General features: G+C 68.6%; 20 protein-coding genes. 14 read left to right on the top strand and 6 right to left on the bottom strand.

Annotation, left to right across the window (positions count from 1 at the left end; genetic code table 11):
- Positions 1–126 precede the first annotated feature (126 nt).
- Positions 127–600 (bottom strand): NUDIX hydrolase, encoded by a 474-nt coding sequence (locus AC069H_RS29470; protein WP_478234497.1) that lies wholly within the window; start codon positions 598–600, stop codon positions 127–129.
- 186 nt (positions 601–786) lie between these two features.
- Between AC069H_RS29470 and AC069H_RS29475 the strand changes: the two genes are divergently transcribed.
- The 7 genes from AC069H_RS29475 (at position 787) to AC069H_RS29505 (ending at position 5,578) form a co-directional block, all read left to right on the top strand.
- Positions 787–948, top strand: a complete 162-nt coding sequence (locus AC069H_RS29475; RefSeq protein ID WP_005167589.1) for a hypothetical protein — start codon at positions 787–789, stop codon at positions 946–948.
- A gap of 24 nt (positions 949–972) precedes the next feature.
- Positions 973–1,533 carry a PH domain-containing protein gene (locus AC069H_RS29480; protein WP_034313292.1) on the top strand — a complete coding sequence of 187 codons (561 nt, stop codon included), beginning with the start codon at positions 973–975 and terminating at the stop codon, positions 1,531–1,533.
- Between the two features lie 51 nt (positions 1,534–1,584).
- Entirely contained in the window at positions 1,585–2,448 is an 864-nt protein-coding gene (locus AC069H_RS29485; protein ID WP_219145857.1) for a PHP domain-containing protein, read from the top strand.
- The gene (locus AC069H_RS29490; RefSeq protein ID WP_478234498.1) at positions 2,445–3,074 is read left to right on the top strand and encodes a MarC family protein; all 630 of its coding nucleotides are present in this window, start codon (positions 2,445–2,447) and stop codon (positions 3,072–3,074) included. The genes AC069H_RS29485 and AC069H_RS29490 overlap by 4 nt, the downstream gene beginning before the upstream one ends.
- 460 nt (positions 3,075–3,534) lie before the next feature.
- Positions 3,535–4,395: a RecB family exonuclease gene (locus tag AC069H_RS29495; RefSeq protein WP_478234499.1), complete on the top strand. Its 861-nt coding sequence runs from the start codon at positions 3,535–3,537 to the stop codon at positions 4,393–4,395.
- Between the two features lie 33 nt (positions 4,396–4,428).
- Positions 4,429–4,767 (top strand): hypothetical protein, encoded by a 339-nt coding sequence (locus AC069H_RS29500; RefSeq protein ID WP_478234500.1) that lies wholly within the window; start codon positions 4,429–4,431, stop codon positions 4,765–4,767.
- A gap of 115 nt (positions 4,768–4,882) precedes the next feature.
- Positions 4,883–5,578, top strand: coding sequence for a hypothetical protein (locus AC069H_RS29505; RefSeq protein WP_478234501.1), 696 nt, complete (start codon positions 4,883–4,885; stop codon positions 5,576–5,578).
- A gap of 40 nt (positions 5,579–5,618) precedes the next feature.
- Here the strand turns inward: AC069H_RS29505 and AC069H_RS29510 are convergent, their stop codons facing one another.
- Entirely contained in the window at positions 5,619–7,013 is a 1,395-nt protein-coding gene (locus AC069H_RS29510) for an Rv3212 family protein (protein ID WP_478234502.1), read from the bottom strand.
- 132 nt (positions 7,014–7,145) lie between these two features.
- The gene (locus AC069H_RS29515; protein WP_478228467.1) at positions 7,146–8,744 is read right to left on the bottom strand and encodes a DEAD/DEAH box helicase; all 1,599 of its coding nucleotides are present in this window, start codon (positions 8,742–8,744) and stop codon (positions 7,146–7,148) included.
- Between the two features lie 463 nt (positions 8,745–9,207).
- Here AC069H_RS29515 and AC069H_RS29520 point away from each other — a divergent pair, with 463 nt between their 5' ends.
- The 3 genes from AC069H_RS29520 (at position 9,208) to AC069H_RS29530 (ending at position 11,547) form a co-directional block, all read left to right on the top strand.
- Positions 9,208–9,861: a ferritin-like fold-containing protein gene (locus AC069H_RS29520; RefSeq protein WP_034313407.1), complete on the top strand. Its 654-nt coding sequence runs from the start codon at positions 9,208–9,210 to the stop codon at positions 9,859–9,861.
- A gap of 60 nt (positions 9,862–9,921) precedes the next feature.
- Entirely contained in the window at positions 9,922–10,152 is a 231-nt protein-coding gene (locus tag AC069H_RS29525; protein ID WP_005167610.1) for a DUF3107 domain-containing protein, read from the top strand.
- 132 nt (positions 10,153–10,284) lie between these two features.
- Positions 10,285–11,547: a heparan-alpha-glucosaminide N-acetyltransferase domain-containing protein gene (locus tag AC069H_RS29530; protein WP_478234503.1), complete on the top strand. Its 1,263-nt coding sequence runs from the start codon at positions 10,285–10,287 to the stop codon at positions 11,545–11,547.
- Between the two features lie 55 nt (positions 11,548–11,602).
- Here AC069H_RS29530 and AC069H_RS29535 read toward each other — a convergent pair whose 3' ends face one another.
- Positions 11,603–11,929 carry a DUF4873 domain-containing protein gene (locus AC069H_RS29535; RefSeq protein WP_478234504.1) on the bottom strand — a complete coding sequence of 109 codons (327 nt, stop codon included), beginning with the start codon at positions 11,927–11,929 and terminating at the stop codon, positions 11,603–11,605.
- Positions 11,926–12,693, bottom strand: a complete 768-nt coding sequence (locus tag AC069H_RS29540) for a TetR/AcrR family transcriptional regulator (RefSeq protein ID WP_457957897.1) — start codon at positions 12,691–12,693, stop codon at positions 11,926–11,928. Before AC069H_RS29540 ends, AC069H_RS29535 begins: the two co-directional genes overlap by 4 nt.
- A gap of 50 nt (positions 12,694–12,743) precedes the next feature.
- Here AC069H_RS29540 and AC069H_RS29545 point away from each other — a divergent pair, with 50 nt between their 5' ends.
- Both AC069H_RS29545 and AC069H_RS29550 read left to right on the top strand, forming a co-directional pair.
- Positions 12,744–13,652, top strand: a complete 909-nt coding sequence (locus AC069H_RS29545; RefSeq protein ID WP_478228397.1) for an AurF N-oxygenase family protein — start codon at positions 12,744–12,746, stop codon at positions 13,650–13,652.
- Positions 13,649–14,572, top strand: a complete 924-nt coding sequence (locus AC069H_RS29550; protein WP_340684424.1) for an alpha/beta fold hydrolase — start codon at positions 13,649–13,651, stop codon at positions 14,570–14,572. The genes AC069H_RS29545 and AC069H_RS29550 overlap by 4 nt, the downstream gene beginning before the upstream one ends.
- A gap of 211 nt (positions 14,573–14,783) precedes the next feature.
- Here AC069H_RS29550 and AC069H_RS29555 read toward each other — a convergent pair whose 3' ends face one another.
- A complete protein-coding gene (locus AC069H_RS29555) occupies positions 14,784–15,320 on the bottom strand; it encodes a carboxymuconolactone decarboxylase family protein (protein ID WP_478228398.1) in 537 nt (178 codons plus the stop codon).
- Between the two features lie 166 nt (positions 15,321–15,486).
- On the opposite strand from AC069H_RS29555, the gene AC069H_RS29560 reads away from it, so the two are divergent.
- Both AC069H_RS29560 and AC069H_RS29565 read left to right on the top strand, forming a co-directional pair.
- A complete protein-coding gene (locus tag AC069H_RS29560) occupies positions 15,487–16,527 on the top strand; it encodes an amidohydrolase family protein (RefSeq protein WP_478234505.1) in 1,041 nt (346 codons plus the stop codon).
- Between the two features lie 35 nt (positions 16,528–16,562).
- Positions 16,563–17,984 carry an amidohydrolase family protein gene (locus AC069H_RS29565; protein ID WP_478234506.1) on the top strand — a complete coding sequence of 474 codons (1,422 nt, stop codon included), beginning with the start codon at positions 16,563–16,565 and terminating at the stop codon, positions 17,982–17,984.
- Positions 17,985–18,026: the final 42 nt, after the last annotated feature.

Here is an 18,026-nt window from a genome sequence, read left to right on the forward strand (position 1 = left end):
GACGGGTTTTTCTTGGGGGGCGGTGTGGGTGGGGGGGTCCGGGGGGGTTGGGAGTGGCGATTCGGGTTCCAACCCGAATCGCCACTCACGACCACGGTGTCGGCAATGTGTCGGGACGGCTAATTTTCACTTCTTGCGCTGCTTTGTCCCCGCGTCTTTTGCCGAATTGGGCAAAACGGGTGTCAAGACGGCGGTCGGCAGCACCCCCCAATCGCGGAGAGTGACGAACAGGAGTTCGGCCAAGTGGCCGCCTTCGTCGAGTTCGATCAAGGTTCCGGCGTCGATCCACCGGGCGTCGGTGGCGTCGTCCCCGGCACGGAGAGTGCCGCCGGTGACCGCGCAGGCGTAATCGTGGATGTCATACGGGCCGCGGCGGACGGTGCCGACGAGTGTGCCCGGCATCACGTCGAGCCCGGTCTCTTCGCGCATCTCCCGGACGACGGCCGCTTCGTCCGTTTCGCCTGGTTCGACCCGCCCGCCGGGGACCGACCAGAGTCCACGTCCGGGTTCATTCGCGCGCCGGATCAGCAGAATCCGCCCCAGCTCGTCGTGGACGATGCCGCCTACGCAGCGGACGGTGCTGTCCGAAACGGTGTTCATTCCCGAATGGTAGACGCGGGCTTCCTGACAATGGCTGTCCTGTACACGGAGAGTAGCCATACGGTACACTTCCCCTCGCCGGCTGACCCAAGCGCGGGACTTCCCTCCCGCGCCGGTGGAAGGTGCGGTACAAAATGAATGGTCAGTATCCGCAGTCAGTCACCGTAAGAGACAGGATTGATCGCTGTGAACGCGAAAAAGCTCCTCACTTTCGCAGGAATCGCGTTGGTGCTGTTCTTCGTGATCGCGCAGCCAGGTCAGGCCGCGGGCCTCGTGGGAAACATCATCGGCTTCCTGCGTGACTCGGCCGAATCGGTGATCACCTTCGTCAGCAACGTCTTCAGCTAGCGAGGGAGCGGATACTCTAGCGGTATGTTCGCCCCACGCGATCCAGACGAGTATCTCCTCGACACCGAGCGGCGGGTCATCAGGATCCGCCGGCACTGGGCTGTGCTGTTGTGGGAAACCTTCGAGACGGCCGCGTTGCTGGCCGTCTGCGTCCTGGTCTCCTACCTGTTGCCGCCCGCCGCGTGGGTCATCCAGAACATCCTCTGGTATGCCGCGTTGCTCATCATCCTGCGCTTCGCGTACGTGGTGATGGAGTGGTGGGTCGAGCGCCTGGTGGTCACGGACAAGCGGTTCGTCATGACCACCGGTGTCTTCACCACGAAAGTGCTGATGATGCCGATCACCAAGGTCACCGACCTCACCTACGAGCGTTCGGCGTGGGGCCGGATGATGGGGTACGGGACCATGGTGGTCGAGTCCGCCGGTCAGATCCAGGCGCTGAACCGCATCGACTACCTGCCGAAGCCGGAAGAGTTCTACGACACGATTTCCGAGCTCGTCTTCGGCGACAAGCAAAAGCAGGCCGAGCGCTTTTCGATGATCAAGGCGCAGCGTGCGGCGCGCGGCAAGAAGAAAGTCGGTTAGCGCAGGTCCCGGAGTCGCTGTGACCTGGAGCATCGTCGATACTGAGCGGCGATGCGCATCGACCTGCACGCCCACTCCACCGCCTCCGACGGCACCGACAGCCCTGCCGGGCTGGTCGCCGCCGCCGCGAAGGCGGGCCTCGACGTAGTCGCGATCACTGATCACGACACCACGGCCGGCTGGGCCCCGGCCGCCGAGGCACTGCCGCCGGGACTCACCCTGGTCCCCGGCGCCGAGCTGTCCACGATCTCCGTCGATCCGGTGACCGGGCGGCACATCAGCGTCCACCTGCTCGCGTACCTCTTCGACCCGGCGTCGCCGTCGATCGTCGCCGAACAGACCCGGCTCCGGTCGGAGCGGCGGTGGCGGCTGCGCGTGATGGCGGAGCGGATGGCCGCCGACGGTCTCCCCGTCGATCCCGACGAGGTCATGTCGCTGCTGCCGGAGGACGGTTCGGCCGGGCGGCCGCATCTCGCGCAGGCCCTGGTGCGGGCAGGCGTCGTCTCGTCGGTGAACGAGGCCTTCGGGAGCTATCTCGGCAACGGCAGCGGGTACTTCGTGGCGCGGCAGGACACGCTCGTGGAGGACGCGATCGACATGATCGCGGAGGCGGGCGGCGTCACCGTCATCGCGCACCCCTTCGCCTACACGCGCGGCGCGACCATCACCGTCGACGTGCTCGCCGGGCTGGCCGGGCACGGGCTCACCGGTGTCGAGGTCGATCACCCGAACCACGACGAGGAGACCCGCGTCCAGCTGCACGGGCTGGCGGGGGAGCTGGGGCTCGTGCGCACCGGTTCGAGCGACTACCACGGCACGAACAAGACCATCGATCTCGGCGACGAGACCACCGACCCGCTCGCGCTCGAAGAACTCGTCGCGCGGTCGACCGGCTACCAGGTCGTGACGCGGTGACGATCACGGACTTCTTCGACGCGCGCCTGTTCATGAGCGCGACGATCACGCTGATCGTCATCATGGACCCGCCCGGCACGGTGCCGGTGTTCCTGAGCCTGACCGGCCGCAAATCGGTCGCGTTCCGCGCCAAGGCCGCGCGGCAGGCGGTGCTGGTCTCCTTGCTGGTGATCTCGCTGTTCGCCGTCGCGGGACAAGCGATCCTGTCGTACCTCGGCATCGGGATCCCGGCGCTGCAGGGCGCGGGCGGGCTGTTGCTGCTGCTCATCGCGCTGCAGCTGCTGACCGGCAAGACCGGCGGCGAGGCCGAGGCGGCGGGCGACGACGTCAACGTCGCCCTCGTGCCGCTCGGGACACCGCTGCTCGCCGGCCCGGGCGCGATCGCCGCGACCATCGTCTTCGTCCGGCAGGCCGATGGGCACGTCGGCGCGTACGTGGCTCTCGCGCTTTCGATCGTGACGGTGCACTTCGTGCTGTACCTGTGCATGCGGTACTCGGGTGTGGTCATCCGGCTGATCAAGGAAAGCGGGATCACGCTGCTGGCGAAGATCGCCGGTCTCCTGCTGGCGGCGATCGCGGTCGAGCTGGTGGCGAACTCGGTGAAGGGCTTCATCTCGGGTGCGTGACGTTCCGCGGGCGGTAGCAAAGGTCCCTTGCTCCCGCGCTCGGAGTCGTGAAGGCCTCCTTGCCTACCCTGAGGGTAGTGAAGGAGGCCTTCACGGACTCTGGGTCCCGGTTCGTTCGGTGTCCCCAATGTGGCATTGGGGACGCTGAGCGTCTCCAATGCCACATTGGGGACACCAGGACCGAGTGCCGGACTACGCCCCATTCCGCGTTCGCCGTACCCCTCAAGCAAGTACTGCGAGCTGCACCAATCGACTTTGCCGGGCCCCTGACCTGAAGGCAGTGAAGGCCTCCTTCCCTACCTTGAGGGTAGTGAAGGAGGCCTTCACGGACTCTGGGTCCCTCAAGGGGGCCTTCACAGACCGCGGCAGCCGGTGATAGCAAAGGTCCCTTGCTCCCTTCCTGGGGATCCCCTCGAAAAGTGTCGGTGGGGGTGCGTAGCGTTGCGCGCGGGGTGATCCGATGGAGCAGATTGGTTTCGACTTCGGCGTCGAGGCGCCGCGCAAGCTGACGAAGGTCTCGCCCGCGCGCCTCGCGACGTTCGAAGATTGCCCGCGCCGCTACCGCATGGCGTATCTCGACCGTCCGTCCCCGGCACGCACCGGCGCGTGGGCGCACAGCACGCTGGGTGCGGTGGTGCACAACGCTTTGCGGGCGTTGTTCGACCTGCCGGTGATCAAGCGCGTGCCGCAGCGGGCGATGGCGCTCGTCGCCGAACACTGGAAGGACGCCGGGTTCGAAGACGCCGACCAGGCCGCCCGGTACCGCGCCAGGGCCAAGGCCTGGGTCGCGGAGTACGTCGAGCACAACGACGTCAGCGTCGATCCCGTCGGGCTGGAGCGCTGGGTTTCGGCGCCGGTCACGCTGGAGCCGGGCAGCGGGCCCAGCCTCATCATCGAGGGCCGCGCCGACCGGATCGACCAGCGCGGCCGCGAATTGGTGATCATCGACTACAAGACCGGCCGCCGCGAGCCGGACGAGTACGAGGCGCGTTCGTCGCAGGCCTTGGCGCTGTACGCGGTCGCGGCCGCCAGGACGCTGCGGACGCCGTGCTACCAGGTCGAGCTGCACCACGTGCCCACCGGGACCGTCGCGGCCGCCGAGCACACCGAAGAGAGCCTGAAACGGCATCTCCAACGCGCCGACGAGACCGCCGGGGACCTGCGGCTGGCAGCGGATACCCTGGACGCCGGCGGCGACGAGGACGTGTTGTTCCCGGCGCGCCCTGGCCGTCGTTGCTCATGGTGCGACTTCCGGCCCAGTTGCGCGGCAGGCCAGGAGGCCGGGCCCGCGGCTCAGCCGTGGGAGTTGCTGGCGCCCTAGATTCTCGAACCCGACGATTGGACAGGCGAGGACGTGTCGTCACCGGACACCGAAGAGCTCGCGACCACCCCGCCGCCCGCGGACGAGCCCACGACGCCCGGAGGCGGCCGGTTCTGGCGCGGGCTGACCGGAGCGCTCGCGGCCGGGATGGCCGTGCTGGCGGTGTGCGTCGTCGCGATCGCCTCGCTCTGCCTGTTCACCGGCGCGCCGGGGCCGGGGCTCCTGATGCTGATCGGCCACCCGGTCGCGGCGGTCGTCTCCTTGCTGGCACAACGGGTCGCGGACTCGCGTAATGGCCGCGCCGCGGGCTGCGCCGGTCTCGTGGTCGTGGTGAGCGTGACGGCCGCGCTCAGCCTGTTCTGGTGGAGCTGACACGGCAGGAAAGTGCCATTGCCCGAAAAAGCGTCCCGTCCCTGCGAAACTATGGCTCACTGGGCATGTCGTAGATGAACACGCTGTCCCGCAGCGAGGACGAAGGGCACTGTTGATGAACTACCCACCCCAGCCAGGACAGCCCGACCACGGCCAGGGCGGGCAGCAGTACCCGGGGCAGCCCGACCAGGGCGGGCAGCAGTACCCAGGACAGCAGTACCCAGGGCAACAGCAATACCCGGGACAGCAGCAGTACCCGCAGGGCGGTTACGACCAGAGCGGCGCGTACGCGCAGCAGCAGTATCCCGGCTACGGCCAGCAGTACGGCCAGAACCAGCAGTACCCCCAGGGCTTCGGCGGGCCGCCCGCGCCCCCGAAGAACAACAAGACCGGCCTGATCGTGGGCATCGCCGCCGCTGCCGTGGTGGTGGTCACGCTGGGTATCACCGGGTTCGTCGCTCCCGGGTTCTTCCTCAGCGACGACAAGGCCGAAAAGGCGGCAGGCCCGGAAGGGACCGCGCAGGCGATCATCGACGGCATCAACGCCCACGACAGGGCGGCGTTGACGGCGCTCAAGTGCGGGAACGCCGAAAAGGACATCGACCAGATCATCGATCGGGTCAGCGAAGCGTCGGACGCTTCGCTCGGCGCGGTCACGAAGGTCTCCGAGACCAAGTACACGGTCGCCGTCACGCTGAGCGTCGCGGGGCGGCCGGGCACCGCCACCGGCACGCTCGCCAGCGAGGGCGGCAAGTGGTGCTGGAAGGAAGTCAGCAGGCTGCGTACTTCCAGGACTTCGACGACGCGATGACGGCCGGCGGGAGCAAGGGACCTTTGCTACCGCCTGCCGGTCACTTGAGGGCGACGAGGGTGGGGCCGCGTTGCTCCAGCAGCACCGGCCCGACCGAGGAAAGCAGCACCGGGCCGGTGTAGCCGCGCCTGTCGACGCCGACGGTGCGGATCGTGGCGCCGGTCGTCTCGTCGAGCACGGCGAGCCCGCCCTGGATCGGCACGACCAGCTGCTCCCCGAAGGTTACCCCGGGGCCGGTGGAGTTGTTCAGCGTCCAGCGCGGCGTGAGGTCGTCCCGTGAGAAAGCCATGGTCTTCGAGCCGGTGAACCAGTAGACGCCTTCCGCGGTCCACGAGGTCGTCATGACGCCGCCCACCGGATCCTGCGCGATGTCCGCGTCGGGCACGTCGAGTGGGTACGCCGACTTCTGCAGGCCGTCGCCGCCGTAGATGACGAGCAGTTTCGGCTCGGGCAGCACGATCAGCGCGAGCTCGCCGGACATCGCTATGACCTTCGCGTTCCTGCCTGCGAGCACGGTGCTGTAGTCGACCTTCGGGTCGTCGGCTTCGTCGTTGGTCGCGCGGTAGACGGTGAAGCGGTCGGCCGGGTCGCCGGGGCAGCGCTCGATCACACCGATCTTGCCCGCCGCGGCGGCCACCGTGCCGTAGGTGCAGCCGGTCCTCGGCTGCTTGTTCGGGTTCACGATGGCGGGGACCTGGCCGTACTCCATGCTCTTGACCAGGTCGTCGCGCCAGGTGTTCAGCAGTTTCTTGCCGGTCGTGGTGACGTGCGATCCGTCGACGACCAGCCTGGTCCCGAGTTCGGCGTCCCCGTTGCGCTGCGCCGTGCGGCGCCCGGTGCCCGCGTCGAGCTGGGTGACCTCGCTGCAGCCGGTGTCCTTGCGGTACACCGCGTCCACCTTGATCCCGGCGAGCGCGACGGTGCACAGTTCGAGGTCGCGCGAGTAGCGCCACCGGACATCGCCGGTATACGGGTCCCGGCCGAGTACCTCGCCCTTGTCCGCTGTGACGACGCTGTTGGCTTCGCCGATCGGGACGGGTGTCGAGGAACTCGGTGCCTGCCACAGTTCGCTGAGGGAGCCGGGAACCTGCGCCGGCGCGGGCGGGAGCCCCGGCGGCAGGGTGGCGGCGACCTGCGCGACCGTCGCCGCGTTGTCGCTGGTCACGCCGACGACCACGCCGGTGATCGCGACGACCACGACGATCGCCGCGGCGATCACGCGATCCCGCGTGCGGTTCCACGGCGAGCGCCGGGCGCGTTTCCCGCCCAGCGGCGGCTCGTCGGCCACCGGGTGGGCGGGATCGGCGTCCAGCACGTCTTCCGTGCCGATCGCGTTTTCGGCCGTCTCCGGCTCACCGCCGTCCGGCCTGCCGTGATCGGCGGACACGGGCCGCACCGGTTCGTCGTCCGGCGCGGCGTCCCAGCGTTCGCTCACGTGCCCCTAGCTCCCCACGTCGCGGTCTGCGTTCTTACCGTGAACCCGCGCGGGGCCGTTCGGCCGGGGCGGGTTCACACTTGTGGCTGGTGCCACAGTAAGGCTTCAGCTCCGCCAGCCGGGCTGAAGCTCTCAGTCTGCCGACGCAGGTGTATCAGAAGTCGCCGAGGGACGGCGACGGCGGCGTCGGCGAGCCGGACGCTCGGCGCTGTCGCCTGCCTCCTTCTCGACCGCCGGACCGCTGACCTCCGGACTCGGCTTCGCGGCACCGCGGCTACGGCGACGGGTCCGCGTGCGGCCCTCCGAAGCGGCTTCGCTCTGGCCTTCGGCGCTGTCCGCGGAAGCACTCGCGGCGGCGTCGGCGGCCTCGATCTTGGCGGCCGCGTTCGCCCCGCCACGGGTCCGCTTGCGCGGCGTGCGGTTGCGTTTGCGAGGCGCTTCTTCGTCCTTCGCCGGACCCTGGCCACGGCCGCGGCGCTTGCCGCCCAGGTCCTCTTCGACCTCGGCCGAAAGGCCGGCGCGGGTGCGCTTCGACAGCGGCAGGCGCCCGGTGGTGCCCTCCGGGATGCCGAGGTCGCTGAACAGGTGCTTCGACGACGAGTACGTCTCGACCGGCTCGGGCATGTCGAGGCCCAGGGTGTCGGAGATCAGCTTCCAGCGCGGCTCCTCGTCCCAGTCGACGAGGGTGATCGCGACACCGGTGCGCCCGGCGCGGCCGGTGCGGCCGATGCGGTGGACGTAGGTCTTCTCGTCCTCCGGCGTCTGGTAGTTGATCACGTGCGTGACGTCGTCGATGTCGATACCGCGGGCGGCGACATCGGTGGCGACCAGCACGTCGACCTTGCCGGAGCGGAACGCGCGCAGCGCCTGCTCACGGGCGCCCTGGCCGAGGTCACCGTGCACGGCGGCGGCCGCGAAGCCGCGCTCGACGAGCTCGTCGGCGACCTTCTGCGCGGTGCGCTTGGTGCGGGTGAAGATCATCGTCAGGCCACGGCCTCCGGCCTGCAGCGCGCGGGCGATCAGCTCGGGCTTGTCCATCGAGTGCGCCCGGTAGACGAACTGGGTGGTGCGCTCGTGGATGGCGCCTGCGTCGTTCTCCTCGGCGCGGATATGCGTCGGCTGCGTGAGGAACGTGCGGGCCAGCGTGATGATCGGGCCCGGCATGGTCGCCGAGAACAGCATCGTCTGGCGCTTTTCGGGGACCATCCGCAGAATGCGCTCGATGTCGGGCAGGAAGCCCAGGTCGAGCATTTCGTCGGCCTCGTCCAGCACCAGGCCGCGGATCTTGCCGAGCACCAGGTGCTGCTGCTCGGCCAGGTCCAGCAGGCGGCCGGGCGTGCCGATGACGACGTCGACGCCCTTGCGGAGGGCCTCGATCTGCGGCTCGTACGGGCGGCCGCCGTAGATGGCCAGCGTGCGGATGCCGAGGTGCTTGCCCGCGCCCTTGAGGTCGTTCGCGACCTGGATGCACAGCTCACGGGTCGGCACGACGACCAGCACCTGCGGGGTGCCGTCGCCGGGGACCTCGACGCGGTGCAGCAGCGGGACACCGAAGCCCAGCGTCTTGCCCATGCCCGTACGGGCCTGGCCGATGAGGTCGTCGCCCGCCATGGCCAGCGGCAGCGTCAGGGCCTGGATGGCGAAGGTGCGCTCGATCCCGGCCTCGCTGAGGGCCTTCACGATCTCCGGCTTGACGCCGAAGGAGGCGAAGGTGGGGGATTCGGCCTCCACCGGCGCGCCCGCCTGCAGCGGGTGCGACGTGTCCAACGTCGCCGGGCCTGTCTCGCTGTGCTCCAGCGCGACGGCCTCCGGGACGCCGGTGGTGGTGTGCTCTTCGGTTGTGGTTTCGTTCGTGGTCAGGGTGCTCGCCTCTCTCGTGACCAGCGCGCACTGCCCTGGTCACCGATCGACACTCGACCACGAAAATTCGCTCGGGCTCCGCGCTACTGGCGCTGGAGCGGCCCTTCGTGGGAATGCCGCAGGATGGCGTGCACGCACATCATTCTTGTGCTGACCGGGGCCACACCGGCTGTCCTTCAGCCGCAGCGGCGCCCCGATCCGGGACGGAAGATCCGTCGTATCCGGCGGCCAGTTTACCTGATCTGCGGTTTTTCGATACCCCCCGGCGCGCCGGGCGGGGTGGGATCGGTCTCTTCACCGCCCCGGAGGTGTGTTCGGCGATACCCTTTCCGCCGTGACGGAGGCAAAGCAGATCAGTGAGGGCGTAGTCGATTTGCTCGGCGTACTCGCCTATGGGGAATTGTCCGCATTCGATCGCATGGCCGAGGACGCGCGCACCGCGCCGACGCTGTCGGGCCGGGCCGCGCTGGCGTCCATGGCGGCCGCCGAGATCGGGCACTACGACCTGCTCACCAAGCATCTCGCGGGGCACGGCGTCGCGATCGAGGACGCGATGCGGCCGTTCGTCGGGCACATCGACGCCTGGCACGCCTCCACGGCGCCGCGTTCGTGGCTCGAGTCCCTGGTGAAGGCCTACGTCGGCGACGGGCTCGCGGCGGATCTCTACCGCGAGATGGCCAGCTGGCTCGATCCCGAGACCAAGGATCTGGTGCTCACCGTGCTCGCCGACACGGGGCATTCCGCGTTCGCCGAGCGCGAAGTCGCGGCCGGTATCGAGGCCGACCCGAAGGCGCGGGACAAGCTCGCGCTGTGGGGCCGCCGCCTGCTGGGCGAGGCGTTGACGCAGGCCCAGTACGTCGTCGCCGAGCGGGATGGGCTCGCCGAGCTGATCGTCGAGGGCTCTGGCGACCTTTCGGGAATCGCCGCGCTGTTCCGCCGGTTGCAGCAGGGGCACACCAAACGCATGCAGGTGCTGGGGCTCGGCTGACGTCTCTTCGGCTAGCCTTGGCGCACCAGTAATTTCCGAACTTTCAAGCGGAGGTCCCACGTGGAGGTCAAGATCGGCATCAAGGACACGCCGCGGGAGCTCGTGGTGTCCAGCAGCCAGTCGCCCGACGAGGTCGAGGAACTGGTCGCGAACGCCTTGAGGGCCGGCGACGGGATCTTCCGCCTCGACGACGAAAAGGGCCGTAAGTACATCGTGCCCACCGACCGGATCGCCTACGTCGAGATCGCGCCGTCGGATGTTCGCAAGGTCGGCTTCGCTGTGGGTGGCTAACCCGATCGGGTTGTAGTCGGATGTCACAGTGGCGTCACCGCCGCGTCTCAGCCAGCTCTCAGATTTGATCGTCACGCTAAGGCGGGGACGGCAGGGGGCTAGCCGAGAAATGAGGTGGACGGCGTCACTGTGATGGACCCCGCGTTGGTCGACGGCGTGCGCACTGTTCCCGAGCAAGGCAAACGGGTCGCGGGGCGGCTGACCGGTATCGACGTCGCCCGTGGCCTGGCCGTACTCGGCATGTACGCGGTGCATGTCGGCCCTGATCCCGCCAAAGGCGGCTTCGGTGCGCTGTTCAAACCGTTCGAAGGCCATTCCGCGGCGTTGTTCGCGGTGCTGGCCGGGGTCTCGATCGCGTTGATGTCCGGCGGACGCCGTTCCAAACAGGGCCGCGACCGGACCCGCGTCGCACTCAAACTGGCGACCCGCGCCCCGCTCTTGGTGGCGCTGGGGCTGTGGCTGACCAGCCTCGAGACCGGCTACATGGTGATCCTGGCCTACTACGGGGCCTGTTTCCTCTTCGCGATCCCGTGGCTGCGCGCGGGCGCGAAGGCGCTGGCGATCGCGGCGGTCGTCGTCGCCGTGGCGGGGCCGCTGCTCTCGCATCTGATCAGGGCGCAACTGCTGCCCCGCGACCTGCTCTTCTTCGCGCCGGACCTGACCGCGGACGACGTCACGTCGACCGGACTGCTGAAGGCCGCGACCGTCCTCGTCCTGACCGGGACGTTCCCCGCGTTGACGCTGATGGCGTACGTGTTCGCCGGGATGGCGATCGGGCGGATGGACCTGACCTCGCGCAGCGTGTGCCGGCGGCTGTTCTTCGGCGGATCGGCGCTCGCGGTGGGCGGGTACGTCGTGTCCTGGATCGCGACCGGGCCGCTCGGCGGCATGCAGGCCGTCTACCGCTCGCTGGAACCGGCCGCCGCGCAGATGGGGATGACGCCGCCGGAATTCCTCCGGCTCCACCAGACCTGGATCCACGGCACGCCGCCGACCACCAGCTGGGCCTGGGAACTACTGCCGACGGGCACCTCGTACACGCCGTTCGACCTGCTGATCTCGATCGGGATCGCGGCGGCGGTGATCGGCGGCTGCCAGCTGCTGATGCCGAAGTTCGAACGCGTGCTGCGGCCGCTTTCGGATCTGGGCGGGCGGGTGCTCAGCGCGTACGTGCTGCATTTCGTGGCGATCGCGCTGCTGTGGGACGAGAGCGACGGCGACTCGATCTTCAGCGTGCTGCACTTCGTCGAGTTCTCGGTGGTCGCCCTGACCGCGGCGGTGCTGTGGCGGAAGTTCGTCGGGCGCGGGCCGCTGGAATGGGCGATGAACAAGCTGTCGAGCTGGCCGAAGTACGTGGTGCCGCGTACTCGGGTGCCCGCTCAACGGCAGGGCTGAGTTCTGCGGCTCGTGAGTGGTAAGGACGGTTCTAACCGTCCTTACCACTCACGAGTCAGGCGTTGAGTTCGTTCAGTTCTTCCAGCGAGGTCGGCACGTGGAAGGGCGGCGTGCTGGTGCCCATGATGCGGTAGCGGTCCCACGGGTCCGGGTCGGAGAGTTCGCCCTTCGCGCTGTACTCGCCCGCGCGGATCTCGACGGCGGTCTTCTTGCCGCCCGCGGCCGCGGACACCTGCTCGTTGGTGCCGACGCGGCCGTACCAGCGGTAGTACCCGTCGATGGGCTGGAAGTAGCCCCTCAGGTCGACCGTGGTCGCGATCTCGGTCCCGTCGATCACGAGGACCGCTTCGCCGGAGTAACCGTCTTCGTCGTGCTCGCTCATTGTGCCTCCGATTCCTTCCGCATCTGGACGACCTTGTTCTCTTCGAGGGGCAGGTTCGGGTCGATGACGATGCCCTGCTGCCGGGAGAGGCCGTCGATCGCGGCCCAGATGATCTGCGTCAGGTACTCGACGACGCTGTCGCGGCCCATCGAGCGCCGGTCCAGCCACCATTCGCCGGTGCTCTGCACCATGCCGACGATGCCGTGCGCCCACGGTTCGGCGGCGCCGGAGTCCATGTTGAACATCCGCATGTAGTCGCCGAGCAGCGCGGTCAGCGCGGTGGCGATCAGTTCCTTGTCTTCGGCGACGACGTCGGCCTTGACGACCACCTTCTCCTGAAGGCCGCCGCGCGCGAGCAGTCGGTACAGGTTGGGGTGCTCCTCGATGACGCTGAAGAACGCGTCGAGCGCCATCCGGATCCGGGGGACCGGGGCGAGTTCGGAGTTGATGGCCGGGATCAGCCGCTGGAAGAGGATCTCCGTGCCGCGCTGCCCGAGCGCGACGTACAGATCCGCCTTGTCGTCGAAGTGCCGGTACAGCACGGGTTTCGTGACACCCGCTTCGGCGGCGACGTCTTCCATGCCGAGGTCCGGCCCGTGGGTGTCGAGCGCGCGCAGGGCGGCCTCGACGAACTCCGCGCGGCGCGCGATCCGGTGCTTGCGCCAGCGGTCACGACGGGCATCACCCGTGTCGGCCTCACCCGCCGTGGGGTGCTTGCTCGACTGCTTGCTGTTGCGCTTGACACGTTCGATCACCCCGGTCATGCTACCAGAGGTAACTGTTACCACGAGTTACAGATAGGGGTGTGTCGGCAATGACGCGGGCGCTGAAGGAAACAGACCGGGAGAAGACGGCCGAGCGGCTGCTCAAGTCCTCCGCGAACAAGTTCTACGATCCCGACGTCGACATCGACTGGAACGCCCCGCTCGTCGACGGGAAGCGCTTCATCCCGGCTCACCGTTCTTCGCTCTACGGCACCGAGTTGTGGGACTCGCTGTCCGAAGAGCAGCGCATCGAACTCGGAAAGCACGAAGTCGCGAGCGTCGCCACGACGGGGCTGTGGTTCGAAATCCTCCTGATGCAGATGCTGCTCAAGGAGGTCTACGAAGAGGACCCGACCAGCTCGCACGCCCAGTACGCGTTGACCGAGATCGCGGACGAATGCCGTCACTCGACGATGTTCGCGCGGATGGCTTCGCGGATCGGCTGCCCGTCCTACGGGCCGGTGCCGTGGTTGCGGCGGCTGGCGAAACTGATGCCGACGATCAGCTACGGCCCCGCGCGCTACGGCGCGATCCTCGTCGCCGAAGAGGTACTCGACCGGCTTCAGCGCGAGCAGATGAACGACCCGGAGATCCAGCCGCTGGTGCGCATGGTGAACCGGATCCACGTGCTCGAAGAGGCCCGGCACGTCACTTTCGCCCGCGAAGAGGTGACTCGCGGGATGGCGAAACTGTCGAAGAAGGAAATCCTCTACCAGCAGTTCATCATCGCGCTCATTTCGTACTTCGTGACGCGGGCCTTCATCAACCCGAACGTCTACAAGGCCGTCGGCATCCGTCCGCGAGACGGCGTCGAAGCCGCGCTGAACAACCCCAACTGGCGCGAAAGCATCCAGTGGGCGGGCGAGAAGATCATGCCGTTCCTGCAGGAATCCGGTCTGGTCGGCAAGCCGGGCATGTACTTCTGGCGCAAGTCCTTCCTGCTGCCGGGGAAGCGATGAGGAGCGTCAAGCAGCGCGACGCCGTCTCGTGGGACCCATCGCGGGAACACCGGTTCGTGACGGGCGACGGCACCGCCCTGCACGTCGAGACGAGCGGCCCCGCCGACTCCGAACTCACGCTGGTACTCGTGCACGGCTGGACACAGGATCACCGGACCTGGGACGGCGTGGCGTCGCGGCTCGGCGACTCCGTCCGGACCCTGCGCTACGACCTGCGCGGCCACGGCGGCTCCGCGCCGGCGAAACCGGGGACGGCCACGATCGCGACCCTCGCCGACGACCTCGCCGAGCTGATCGAAGACCGCGTCCCGAACGGACCGCTCGTGCTCGCCGGGCACTCCATGGGCGGTATGACGATCATGGAGCTTTCCCGCAGGCATCCCGATCTCGTGGCCCGGCGCGTCGCAGGGGTCGCGTTCGTCGCCACATCGTCCGGTGAGATGGACCGGATCACCCTCGGCTTGCCGGGGATCGCGGGCAGCGGCGCGGCGAGGTTCGAACGGAGGCTCGCGAAGCTGCTCGCGAAGAACCGCCGTGACGCCTTGCCGCTGCCGCTGTCGGTGGTGCGGCCGGGTGCCCGGCTGCTCGTCTTCGGGCGGCGGCCCGCTCGGGCCGACGTGGACTCGGTCGCCGAACAGCTGCTGTGCGCGCATCCGGCGAGCGTCGCGGGTTTCCAGGACGCGATCTCGCGGCACGACTGCCGGGTCACGCTGGCGGCGCTGCAGGGCAAACCGGTGGTCGTGCTCGCGGGGGAGCGGGACCGGCTCTGCCCGCCGCCGCACGCCAAGGTCATCGCCGACGAGCTGCCGGAGGCGGAGTTCGTGCGCTATCCGGGCGCCGGGCACATGCTCCCGCAGGAACGGGCGCAAGAGGTTTCGGACCGCATCGCCGCCCTCGTCCGCCGCGCCGCGAGGGTCTGAAATAAGGGGAGCAAGGGACCTTTGCTACCGCTTCTCTCGACATTGAGACAAGTGGGAGCAAAGGTCCCTTGCTCTCTTCTCGCAGGTCAGGGGCTCGGGTAGGGCGCTTGAGGATGACGCGAAAGCCACTTTCGGGACATCAGGCGTCGCGAAAGTGGCTTTCGCGACGTGGGGATGCGAGCCCGGCGGTAGCAAAGGTCCCTTGCTCCACTCAGAGGTTCGTGTACCCGTGCTCAAGGAGACGGACACCGGTCTCCCGGTAGGCGTCCTGGTCGTCGACGGCGAGGGTGGCCAGCCCGTCGACGTAGCGGTTGAACATACAGAAGGCAGCCGCGATCAGGACCGTGTCGTGGATTTCGACGTCCGTAGCGCCCTCCGCGCGGGCCATCTCGATCAGGTCTTCGCCCACGGATTTCCCGCTTTCCCGGACCGCGAGCGCGACGTGCAGAAGCGCCTTCACCTTCGCCGACACAGGTGCGCCGTCGACGTCCTTCCAAGCCGCTTCGACGACCGGCATGCCACCTTCGAGCGCTTCGGCGGCGACGGCGGCGTGACTGCGTGAGCAGAACGTGCAGTCGTTGCCGCGCGAGACGACCGCGCCGATCAGTTCGCGCTCGCCCACGCTGAGGCTGCTCGGACCGCGAAGCAGGACCTCGGCGAGTTGCCCGAGCGGCGCGGCCGTCTCCGGCCGGTAGGCGAACAGAGCCGTGATGCCGGGCAGGTTCTCGTCGAGCGCGATGTGGGGCATGGGTGACTCCTCGCGGGTCGGTGACGTGATCGCTCGATTCATAGCCGAGATCCGGCCAGGACCGGTGCCGCTGGATGGATCAAAAGCGGTAGCAAAGGTCCCTTGCTCTTCTCGCGAGGGCGCCGTCCGTGGTTGAGTCGGGACGAACACTCACGAGGGGGACACCGTGATCGCCAGAGTCCGTGGGCGCGCGCTTCCCGATGGCGAGTACGTCGATTTGTACGCCGACGGCGACCGCTGGACGTCCGATCCGGTTCCGGGCGCGGAGCTGGTGGCCGAAGGCTGGCTCCTGCCGGGGCTCGTCGACGCCCACACCCATCCCGGAGCCGAAGAGCCCGGCGATCCGATGGACGACGAAATCCTGCGTGCCGATCTGCACCGGCACGTCGACGCCGGGGTCACGATGATCCGTTCGCCGGGGCTGCCCGGTGAGCCGCCCGAGTGGTTCGGTGCCGAACCCGGGCTGCCCCGCGCGGTGCACGCCGGACCGTGGATCGCCCAGCACGGCGAGTTCTTCGACGGCTGGGGTCGCCGCGCCACGCACGCGGAGCTTCCCGCGCTCGCCGCAGAGCAGGCGAAACGCACTGGCTGGGCCAAGGTCATCGCCGACTGGCAGCCCGGGGACGACGCCGTGCCGTCCGACGTCCTGACCGCGGTCGTCGAGGCGGTGCACGCGGTGGGCGGGCGTCTCGCGGTGCACTCGCAGCACGCCGCCGGAGGCGAAGCCGCAGTGGCCGCCGGAGTCGATTCCGTCGAACACGGAATGTGGCTCGACCCCGGCTATCTGCCGGAGATGGCGGCCCGCGGCACCGCGCTCACACCGACGCTTTCGGTGTTCCAGGCGGCGCTGGGGAGGGCGCGGGACCGCGAGGACACCCCGCGGAAACGCTGGTTCGTCGGCGGGGCGGAGGCGCATCCCGCGCTGGTCGTGGCGGCGGCCGAGGCAGGCGTGAAGATCCTCGCCGGTACGGATTCCCGGCCGCATGGTCGTGTCGGCGACGAAATCCGCGCACTGGCGGAAGCAGGGCTGCGACCGCATCACGCCCTCGCCGCGGGCTCGTGGGCCGCGCGCGAGTACCTGGGGTTGCCCGGGCTGGTGCCGGGCGCGCCCGCCGACGCCGTCGTCTACGCGGAGGTTCCGCGCGAAGACCTCGGACAGCTGGATCATCCCGTCGCGGTCGTTTTGCGGGGCGTCCGCGTCAGGTGAGCTAACGTGATCTCATCGACTGGGGAGTTGAAACGATGAAACAGCGTGGATCGATTCTGTCCGTCTTCACCCTCACCCTCGCCGTGGTCCTCGGCGCGGCCCTGCTCACGAACCTCGGCGGTGAGACCACCGAAGCCGGGAGCGACGCCGAGTTCGCCGGGGCCGGCCGTGTCGTCATCCGTGACGCCTCGATGGTGCTCACCATGGATCCCAGCCTCGGCGAAGGACCGCTCGGCGCCCTCGCCGACGCCGACGTCGTGCTGGAAGGCACCAAGATCAAGCAGGTCGGCAAGGACCTCGACGCGGGCTCCGCGAAGGTCGTCGACGGCCGCGGCAAGATCGTGCTGCCCGGATTCGTCGACCTGCACAACCACCTGTGGCAGTCGCTCATCCGCGGCTGCGCGGCCGACAAGGAACTCATCGGCTGGCTCGGCAAATGCGTCATCCCGTTGTACCGCGCGCCCGTGACCGACGCGGACGCGTACGCGGGAACGAAACTCGCCGCGGCCGACGTCGTCTCGACCGGCATCACCACGGTCACCGACTGGTCGCACGCGTTCAACACCGACTTCGCCAAGGGCGGTCTCCGCGCGCTCGGCGAGTCGAAGCTGCGGTTCCTCTACTCCTACAACGGCACCACCGATCCCGCGCTGCAGAACGAGATCCGCCGCGTGAAGCGCGAGGTCATCGACCCGAACCCGTTGGCACGCCTGCAGATCGGCACTCATCCGTCCACGGGGAACTTCCCGAGCGTCGAGGCGTCGGAGAAGCTCGCGCGCGAACTCGGCGTCTCGCTGAACGTGCACCTGCTCGAATCGAAGGCCGATCTGACCGCGGGGCAGATGGACGCGCTCCGGCGGGCGAACGCGCTGCACCCCGGGCTGGTGGCGAACCACGTCATCCAGACCACCGACGCAGACCTCGACGAGCTCGCGGCCGCCGGGGTCAGCGTGGCGCACAACCCGCTGTCGAACATGCGCCTCGCGTCGGGGGTGATCCGGCTGCCGGAGATGAAGAAGCGGAACATGAAGGTCGGGCTCGGGCTCGACGGCGGCACGAACGACACGAGCGACATGTTCAACGTGATGCGCGCGGCCGTCGGTCTCCAGCGGGCGACCACGACGGATCCGGCGGTCTACCCGACCACGGCGGACGTCCTGCGTATGGCGACCCTCGGTGGCGCGGAAGCGCTGGGGATGGACAAGGAGATCGGGTCGCTGACGCCGGGCAAGCGGGCGGATCTCCAGTTGGTCGACGCCCAGGCGGTCAACTTCGCGCCGAAGGTGGACTGGGTGAATCAGCTGGTCTTCAACACCCAGCCCGCGAACGTCTCGTGGGTGTTCGTCGACGGCCGCGCCCTCAAGCGCGAAGGACGCGTCGTCGGCATCGACACCGCGAAGGTCGTCGCCGACGCCCAGCTTGCCGCCGACCGCCTGAAGAAGCTCCTACCCCAGTAACCTCACGCATTTCGTCCTCTGAATGCGGTAGTTGCACGCGCA

The organism is Amycolatopsis sp. NPDC043887, assembly GCF_056435665.1.